The organism is Bacillus sp. GMa5/1 (assembly GCF_050172015.1).
GTDB classification, from domain to species: domain Bacteria; phylum Bacillota; class Bacilli; order Bacillales; family Bacillaceae_G; genus Bacillus_A; species Bacillus_A cereus.
On the sequence record NZ_JBNLYC010000154.1, the window covers coordinates 1 to 9,469 of the forward strand.

Below are 9,469 nucleotides of genomic sequence, written 5' to 3' on the forward strand. Positions count from 1 at the left end.
AGTAACGTAAAATATGAATCGTCACACTTATTTGTTGGTTATTACTTATATGTATTAAAAAATGATTAAGATTGGATTTTAAATAGGGATAGGAAGTGAGATATGAATAGATTGACAGTAAGTGACTAGTCGAAATTAGCAGTGAAAGCTATTATGTAACAAATGTAATGATTCTTGAAATAGGGATATACGTGTAATTTAGGGGAGAAAATTACATATATCATGTGGAGAGACAACGTAATAATAGAAGATAAGAAAAGTGAATAAGTGATTGTAAACAATGGATTGTTGGACGACTATGTTTTATGTTATTCGTTTAAATCTGATACTTGGCACACTATTGCTTTTAAGAAGGTAATAGTAATAAAGAAATTTTTAAAATGATAGAAGTAGTAAAGGGGATAAGAGAAATGAAAAAAATATTTAGTGTGCTTTTAGTGTTATTCTTAACATTTTCTACATGGTCTAGTGTATTAGTAAAGGCAGATTCACCATCTAAAGGTACTTTAACGATTCATAAGTATGAACAAGAAAAAGATGGAGCGCAGGGACTAGAAGGTGACGGTTCTGCAAATCAAGAGGTGCCAAAAGATGTGAAACCATTAAAAGGTGTAACGTTTGAAGTGAAAAGGGTTGCTTCTTTTGAAAAAATTTCAAACGATGGGAAAATCGTAAAAGAAGACGTGAAACCTGTAATGGGAGACACTCCAAATCAAGTAGTAACAGATGATAACGGACAAGCTGTATTAAAAGATCTTCCGCTAGGACGTTATGAGGTGAAAGAAGTGGCAGGACCTCCACATGTTAATCTAAATCCCAATACGTATACAGTGGATATCCCATTAACGAATAAAGAGGGTAAGGTGCTAAACTATGATGTTCACATGTATCCCAAAAATGAGATTAAACGTGGTGCAGTGGATTTAATAAAAACTGGTGTAAATGAAAAAGCATTAGCAGGTGCAGTATTCTCTTTATTTAAAAAAGATGGTACAGAAGTGAAAAAAGAGTTAGTAACAGATGCTAATGGTCATATTCGCGTGCAAGGATTGGAGTATGGTGAATACTATTTCCAAGAAACAAAAGCTCCGAAAGGCTACGTAATAGATCCAACTAAACGTGAGTTTTTTGTTAAGAACTCCGGAACAATTAATGAAGATGGAACTATTACTTCTGGTACAGTAGTTAAAATAGAAGTGAAAAACAATGAAGAACCAACAATTGATAAAAAAATTAACGGAAAATTGGAAGCGTTACCAATAAACCCTTTAACTAATTATAATTATGATATTAAAACATTAATTCCAGAAGACATTAAGGAATACAAAAAATATGTGGTAACAGATACTTTGGATAATCGTTTAGTGATTCAAGGAAAGCCAATCGTGAAAATTGATGGAGCAGAAGTAAATGCAAACGTTGTTGAGGTAGCTATAGAAGGTCAAAAAGTAACAGCTACAGTAAAAGATTTCACAAAATTAGATGGTAAAAAAGAATTTCATTTGCAAATTAAATCCCAAGTAAAAGAAGGAGTACCATCTGGTTCGGAAATTTTAAATACAGCAAAAATACATTTTACAAATAAAAATGATGTAATTGGAGAAAAGGAATCTAAACCTGTAGTTGTTATTCCGACAACTGGAATAATTGAGTTAACAAAAATTGATAGTGCTAATAAGAATAAATTAAAAGGTGCAGAGTTTGTACTTAAAGATAATAATGGAAAAATAGTTGTCGTAGCAGGAAAAGAAGTAACAGGTGTATCAGATGAAAATGGTGTTATTAAATGGTCTAACATTCCATATGGAGACTATCAAATTTTTGAAACGAAAGCACCAACATATACAAAAGAAGATGGTACAAAAGCATCTTATCAATTATTAAAAGACCCCATTGATGTAAAGATTAGTGAAAATAATCAAACGGTTAAATTGACGATTGAAAATAATAAAAGTGGATGGATTCTTCCGGTAACGGGTGGCATAGGAACGACTCTTTTTACTGTAATAGGCCTTACGTTAATGCTTACAGCGGCATTTGTTTTCTTTAGAAAAAAGTTTGCTAGAAATTAAGATTTTAGGAACATGTAACTATGGGAAAAGGGGAGAAGCAAAATGCTTCCCTCTTTTCGATATTTAAGCATATACAGAGGTGGAAATATGAAACGAAATCTTGTTTTGGGGGGTATTTTTTTATTTGGATTAGGTATTTTTTTATATCCTACTATTAGTAATTGGTTGGCGACTCGTGCACATTATTCTGAGATTAGCTCTTACGATAAGAAGATTAAAGCATTACAAAAGAAAGAAGTCGAACGTAGGGAAAAAGAAGCAGCCGAATATAATAAACAAGTTCAAACTTCTGCGAAAACATTTACAGATCCATTTTCTGAAAAAAAAAGTAATCATCAAGCGTATGCTGATGTGTTAAATTTAGGAGATGTAATGGGGTATATTGAAATATCGAAAATTAATATAAAACTGCCAATCTATCAAGGGACCTCTGAGGAAGTATTGGGTCGCGGGATAGGTCATTTAGATTTTTCTTCGCTCCCGGTAGGTGGAGAAAGTACGCATACTATTTTAACAGGGCATCGTGGTTTACCATCAGCAAAATTATTTACAGATTTAGATAAGTTGAGCAAAGGAGATCTTTTTTATATTCATTCTTTAGACAAAGTTCTTGCTTATAAAGTAGATCAAATTAAAGTAGTGTTACCACATGAAACGGACGATCTACAAATTGTAGAAAATAAAGATTATACAACTTTAATTACGTGTACGCCTTATGGAGTAAACACCAATAGATTGCTAGTTCGAGGTGAGCGCGTGGAGTTAAACGAGAAAGAAAAACAAAAAGTGAGTACAGAGATATTTATATTTAATAAGTGGACTGTAATAGTTACAATCCTATTGTTATGTGTGCTTCTAGTCGTAATTTATAAGAAAAAGTTAACTCGATAGAATGTATTTATCCTGCATTAATGGGAAGTGGGACCGGAAATTCAAAGATAAGTAAAGACGGTATATAGGGGATGAAGTAAATCATCATTAATAAAAATTCATTTTATTCGATTATAAAAAAAATACGGTAAAGGTGGGAACAAAGGAATTGAGGCTACGATTAAAGCTGGTAAGTATTCATTTTATTGTTTTGTTAATGTTAAGTGTAAGTTTTGTCGTATATGTACCAAAAGAAGCATATGGATCCACGACTACCTTAGAAGGTCTAGGAGATATATCGCGTTATAATGCTGTTGTCTTTGGTAACCATAAAGCAATAGGTGGCGACATTGAAGGAGCAATTGCAGTTCAAGGTGATATGGATGCATCGGGGTATACGATTGTAGGTGCAGCAGCAGGAACATCTAATATAGTAGGTGAAAAATGGGTTGATGAGGGATATCCGTCCTTGTTATTGTCTGGAAAACTAAAAAAATCAAGAGAAGAATCTTTTATCATTCAAAACGGAATAGTCGTAATGACAAAAGAGAGTGATCCAGATCGCATCATACAATCCTCTTATGATCGTATCGTTTATAAAGAAAAACTAGAAATTGACGCGAAATTTAATGAATTTCGCAATATAGTGAACCAAGTCAGTAAAAATGCAGGTCAATATAAAACGAATACCCCAATTCCAAATATGAGTCATGGAATCGGAAAAGATATAAACAATCCTAATATTTATGTTTCATCAGAATTGACAGGGAAAATTAATTTAGATATAAGAGATGTATTTTTGCCCAATGCTAAGGACAAAGATTTTATTGTAATGTATTCAGATGCAATAGAGGTTACATTTAAAAATGGGTCTATTCTATATGACACGAACAATATTGGAAAGGCTACAGATATAGTTCCTACATCACAACCATATTCGCCTAATTCCCCGTTTACTGAGCTATATGGGAAAATGATTTGGGTTTTTCCAAATGCGAAAAAAATTACAACAGAGGGATATGGTGTAGTTGGGAGTGTGTTTGCTCCCAATGCTGTATTAGAAACAAAAGGCGGTTCGATTAATGGACAAGCATTTGTTGGTGCGGTACAACAAACTGGTGGATTTGAGTTTCACAATTTCAAATTTAACTGGAAACATTGGAACAAGCCTAGTACAGGAAAAGTAAAAATAAAAAAGGTTGATAGTAATAATGATAATAAAAAATTGGTGGGAGCAAAGTTTAAAATTGAAGATTTAAATGGGAAAATAGTTGGAGAACTAGTAACAAATGAAGAAGGAGAAGCGATATCAAAAGACTTACCAATAGGAAACTATACTTTAGTGGAAAAAGAAGCACCTAAAGGTTACGAATTATCAAAAGGTAAAATAGCTGTAAAAGTAGAGAAAGATGCAGAAGTAGAAATTAAAATAGGAAATAAGAAATTGCCAGATCCAATGGGAAAAATGAAGCTTGTGAAAGTAGACATAAGTGATAAAAATAAAAAGCTAGCAGGAGCAAAGTTTAAAATTGAAGATTTAAATGGGAAAATAGTTGGAGAACTAGTAACAAATGAAGAAGGAGAAGTAATATCAAAAGACTTACCAATAGGAAACTATACCTTAGTGGAAGTAGAAGCACCTAAAGGTTACGAATTATTAAAAGATAAAATAACTGTAAAAATAGAAAAAGATGCAGTAGCAGAAATTAAAATAGGAAATAAGAAATTGCCAGATCCAATGGGGAAAATGAAGTTAGTGAAAGTAGATACGGGAGATAAAAATAAAAAGCTAGCAGGGGCAAAGTTTCATATAGAAGATTCAAATAAAAAAGTAGTTGGAGAACTAGTAACAAATGAAGAAGGAGAAGTAATATCAAAAAACTTACCAATAGGAAACTATACCGTAGTGGAAATAGAGGCACCTAAAGGCTATGAATTATTAAAAGATAAAATAGCTGTAAAAATAGAAAAAGATACAGTAGTAGAAATTAAAATAGAAAATAAGAAATTGCCAGATCCGACTGGGCAATTTGAAATTGAAAAAGTTGATGATAAGGATAGTGAATTAAAGCTAAAAGGCGCTGTATTTCAAGTGTTAGATAAAGAAGGGAAAGAAGTTAGTAGATTAATAACGAATGAAAAAGGAAAGGTAATTTCCAACCAATTAGCAATTGGAAAGTATACGATTAAAGAAATAAAAGCACCGAACGGATACATGTTACTTAGAGATCCAATAGAAATAGAAATTACAGAAGCAGTAAAGACACAAAAAATAACAGTGAAAAATGCGAAGAATAATTGGGTAATTCCTAATACTGGTGGGAGCGGAACAACAATTTTTTACGTAATTGGTATTATGCTAATGTTTGGTGTGCTATATTTCTGTAAGAAAAATCGTATATTATGAACTAATTTTATAGAGTTAGACAGATTGTTGCGTTAGAGAGTTTTTAGGGCATGAGTTCGGTATTGTACTGGACTCATGTTACTACATTTGTTGAAGGAGGAAGGATAATAGTAAACATAGAATATATTAATGAATTAAAATGTTTAAGAGGTGAACATGGTGGCAATAAAACAAGACAAAATTAAAGTAGTTGTCGGAGCTGGAGTGTTTAATAATAATCCAGGCTGGATTCAAACGCAAGAAGATGAACTTAACTTACTAGATAAAGCTACGTGGGAAGAAAGATTTGAATACAACTCTATTTCAGCTATTTTAGCTGAGCATGTATGGGAACACCTTACTTTTGAAGAAGGTGTAAGAGCAGCTGAAATCTATTATGAATTTTTAAAACCATCTGGTCATATTCGGTGCGGAGTCCCTGATGCATTCTTTCAGGATGAGGTATATCAAAATATAGTTCAAATAGGGGGACCCGGTCCGAAAGATCATCCAGCAGCAAGTCATAAAATCGTTCATAATTATAAAACATTAACGAAAATGTTTGAAACTGCTGGATTCGAGGTAGTTTTACTTGAATATTGTGATGAAAATGGTCAGTTTTATTACAACGAATGGGATGCAAACGACGGTGTTATTTTCCGTTCGAAAAGGTATGATTCTAGAAATAAAGGCGATAAACTTGGTTTTCCATCGCTAATTGTCGATGCGATTAAGCGCTAATCATTCAACCAAAAAAGGAGTTAATCCTATGATTTCATAAGTCGCAAATGCGGCTTTTTTATTTGTACGTAAATCTATATTTAATTTTCAATACTATATAACTCGATTTAGAAAATATTTAAGTTTTTCTCAGCGTCATTCACTTTAAATTAACACTTCGTTGACATAAATATTTATTTTATATTTATATTCGTGTAAAATGAAATGAGAACATATATTCTGTATAAGGAGGCAATCAAAATGATAGCTGAAATTGGGAAACTAAATGATGGATATATTGTGAAATTTGAACGCCAATTTCCATATACGGCAGAAGAAGTTTGGTCTGTATTAACAGAAAACAGTAAGCTGAAAAAATGGATGTCCAATTTACAGATTGAAAGCCTTAAAACGGGTGGAATAATAAAGTTCGACATGATGAACGGTTCATTCATAAACATTGATATTTTAGAGTGTCAAGTAAACTCAGTACTTGAATTTACTTGGGATAAAGATCGTGTCCGATTTGAAATACATAAAGAGGAAAATGGTACTCTTTTATTCCTTAAAGAGTACATTCATGAATTAACAGATCATACACCGAGAGATATAGCTGGTTGGCATATTTGTTTAAATCTTTTTTCTTACGTTTTAGAAGGAGAAGAGAAAGAATTTTCTAAAGATGAATGGCAACAGTGGTTTGAAATATACAAGGATAAGATTCATGAAGTGAGAGAATAATTGCATAATAGGTAATATTCATTATGTAATTATTATATTGCAAATATGTTTTTAATGAGAAATAAGAATAGAGGTTCATATGAAGGTAAATCAATTGATTGCTAGTCGCGATCGAATCAATTAGTGAATTTTTATAACCTAAAGAAGGAAGAGGATATAAAAGTAAATAAAGAAATATAATTCAAACGTTATAAACAGTTGACTCTCACACAATGTCATTGTTTAAGATAAAGTTGAGCTTCAAAGTAGATGTAACTTATAGGAGGAAATCATGTTTAAAATAGGGGATTTTTCAAAACTATCTTCCATTAGTATACGAATGTTGAGACACTACGATAAAGTGGAATTACTACAACCAGTAAAAGTCGATGAGCAGAGTGGATATCGATTTTATTCAGCAGACCAATTAAAAAAAGTAAATCAAATTCAAACGTTAAAAGCTATGGGGTTTAATATTGCTACCATCAAAGAAATAATAGAATGCGATAATATAGATACCATAAAAGAGCAATTTTTAAATCGTAGTGCTCAAATTAAAGAAGACATGAATAACCTCCAAAAACAATTACGTCTCCTCGAAGACTCAATGAAAACGATGAGAGAGGATGTTGTTGAGATGAATTATCATGTTTCAATAAAAGAAATTCCAGAAAGAACTGTAGCTAGTGTTAGAAAGATTATTCCATCGTATAATTGCGAAGGTGATTTATGGAGTGTATTAATGCAAGAAATTCAAATGAAAAATATTAGTATTGCCCAACCGAGTTATAGTATTGCGGTTTTCCATGATCGTGAATACAAAGAAAATGATGTAGATATAGAAATACAGCTAAGTATTCTAGGTAAGCACGAAAATACAAAAGACGTTACATTTAAAAATATGGAATCGACTAATGTAGCTTCTATAACAGTTAATGGAAGTTATGAACAGATGACAGCTGTAAATGAGGCTGCGGCAAAATGGATTGAGACAGAGGGTTACAAATTAGCAGGCCCGATGTTTAATATTTATCATGTGAGCCCAGCGATGGAATCCGATCCTAATAAGTGGGTTACAGAAGTTTGTTATCCAGTTAAATGAAGATAAAGAAAAAAGGCATTATTTATATGCCTTTTTTCTTTATAAACTTATCCATAAATATCAAGATAAATTACTTCTTGATTTGATTCGTCAACTACTAGCACAATTTTATTTGCAAATGTACAAAATGAGCGGATTATAATGGATTCCTTTAATGAATCTTCTAAAAACCAACCTGTTGGTAATAAAGAAATGCAACCATTTTTTTGGAAATTTCAGCAATGTTTACATTAGCAACAAAAGCCACCGTAATAAGGGGCTTTTGTCTTAAATAATTTAATGATATGTGTACCCTCCATCTGGAAATAATACATTACCCGTAGTAAAACTATTTTGCATTAAATATAGAACAGTATGTGCAATTTCATTATTATGGCCAGGCCTTTTTACAAGAGAAAGAGATTTATAAGATTCATAAGCAGCTAGTCTATTTTCGTTTTGTTCATTCTCTCTTTGTATCGTTCCAGGAGAAACAACATTAACTCTTATAGGAGCTAATTCAACAGCTAAAGCTTTCCCTAAGCTTTCAATAGCCCCATTACAAGCTCCGTAAGCAGGCGCACCTTTAATTGGTCTTTGACTAAAGGCACCGGACATTAACACGATCGATCCAGAGTTTGAAAGAAAAGGGATGGCATATTTTACGGCATAATATTGAGGCCAAAACTTTCCGATGAAGCTACTTTCAGCAATTTCCTCTGTAGAGGTAATTGGTCCAAGTGTGTAAGAGGCTCCGGGTGTGAATAAATGATCAAAGTTCCCAACTGTCTTGAAAAAATTTTGTAATTGCTCTTTATTTTGATTATCCAATACGTAAGTGTGGAGATGATTGCTATTTATTAATTTTTTAGCAATCTTTAATTTTTCTTCCGAACGCCCTGCAATAATAACATGTGCACCTTGTTTAATTGCTTGTGTTGCCGTTGCTAATCCAATACCAGAACTCCCGCCAATGATAACAATACGCTTATCTTTTAATGTAGTAATAGACATATTTTAGCCACTCCTTTAATAAAAAACTTTAGAATATAACTTATACTTTTATTATTCGCTAAAAGGGATCAAGTGAGAAGTACGCACTTTGTATGTACATAGTCGCAAATTTCGTACTAATCGCTATTTACGCGGATAAGTAATAAGAAAAATTGCTAAATATGGTTTATCCCGCATTAACGGGCAGTAAAACTCTCACCTCAAAGTTAGGAAAATGCGAGGAAGTTAGGTGAGAGATCAACTGCCCGTAAACGCCCGATTGGTTCAACTAATAATCAGTGGGGGATGAATAAAACCCCCACTGATTAAAGTTTCACTTTATGATATCAGTGGAGAGGTGAGAAAAATGGATTTACAAGAACCGAAGTTAAAAGGGGTAATAGCGACATTACAAATAATCGGTGGGAAATGGAAGCCACTCATTTTGTTTATTTTGCTAACAGATGGGACGAAACGTTTTGGTGAATTAAAGAAATTAATACCAGATATATCTCAAGGAACGTTAGCAAAGCAATTACGTGAATTAGAGCAAGATCAACTAATAAAACGCGAAATTTATCAAGAAATACCACCTAAAGTAGAATATAGCTTAACTGAACATGGAAA

Annotated in this window: 8 protein-coding genes; 7 read left to right on the forward strand and 1 reads right to left on the reverse strand. The window is 32.6% G+C overall.

Translation table 11 applies throughout. The features are described from left to right. Positions 1 to 410 precede the first annotated feature (410 nt). The 6 genes from ACQGSG_RS23300 to ACQGSG_RS23325 all read left to right on the forward strand — a co-directional run bounded on the left by ACQGSG_RS23300 (position 411) and on the right by ACQGSG_RS23325 (position 7,870). The gene (locus ACQGSG_RS23300; protein ID WP_095209574.1) at positions 411 to 2,072 is read left to right on the forward strand and encodes a SpaA isopeptide-forming pilin-related protein; all 1,662 of its coding nucleotides are present in this window, start codon (positions 411 to 413) and stop codon (positions 2,070 to 2,072) included. A gap of 87 nt (positions 2,073 to 2,159) precedes the next feature. Next, positions 2,160 to 2,963, forward strand: coding sequence for a class C sortase (locus ACQGSG_RS23305; protein WP_080296745.1), 804 nt, complete (start codon positions 2,160 to 2,162; stop codon positions 2,961 to 2,963). A gap of 148 nt (positions 2,964 to 3,111) precedes the next feature. Further along, positions 3,112 to 5,349, forward strand: a complete 2,238-nt coding sequence (locus ACQGSG_RS23310) for a SpaA isopeptide-forming pilin-related protein (RefSeq protein ID WP_325842878.1) — start codon at positions 3,112 to 3,114, stop codon at positions 5,347 to 5,349. A gap of 156 nt (positions 5,350 to 5,505) precedes the next feature. Further along, on the forward strand, positions 5,506 to 6,069 hold the full coding sequence (locus ACQGSG_RS23315; RefSeq protein WP_325842877.1) for an SAM-dependent methyltransferase: 564 nt from the start codon (positions 5,506 to 5,508) through the stop codon (positions 6,067 to 6,069). 240 nt (positions 6,070 to 6,309) lie between these two features. Beyond that, positions 6,310 to 6,789 (forward strand): SRPBCC family protein, encoded by a 480-nt coding sequence (locus ACQGSG_RS23320; protein WP_048568117.1) that lies wholly within the window; start codon positions 6,310 to 6,312, stop codon positions 6,787 to 6,789. A 271-nt stretch (positions 6,790 to 7,060) separates the two neighbouring features. Then, positions 7,061 to 7,870: a MerR family transcriptional regulator gene (locus ACQGSG_RS23325; protein ID WP_023522019.1), complete on the forward strand. Its 810-nt coding sequence runs from the start codon at positions 7,061 to 7,063 to the stop codon at positions 7,868 to 7,870. A 276-nt stretch (positions 7,871 to 8,146) separates the two neighbouring features. Here ACQGSG_RS23325 and ACQGSG_RS23330 read toward each other — a convergent pair whose 3' ends face one another. Next, positions 8,147 to 8,863, reverse strand: coding sequence for an SDR family oxidoreductase (locus tag ACQGSG_RS23330; protein ID WP_053512864.1), 717 nt, complete (start codon positions 8,861 to 8,863; stop codon positions 8,147 to 8,149). A gap of 346 nt (positions 8,864 to 9,209) precedes the next feature. Between ACQGSG_RS23330 and ACQGSG_RS23335 the strand changes: the two genes are divergently transcribed. Next, the coding region (locus ACQGSG_RS23335; RefSeq protein ID WP_426948136.1) for a winged helix-turn-helix transcriptional regulator at positions 9,210 to 9,469 on the forward strand (260 nt) is incomplete at its 3' end.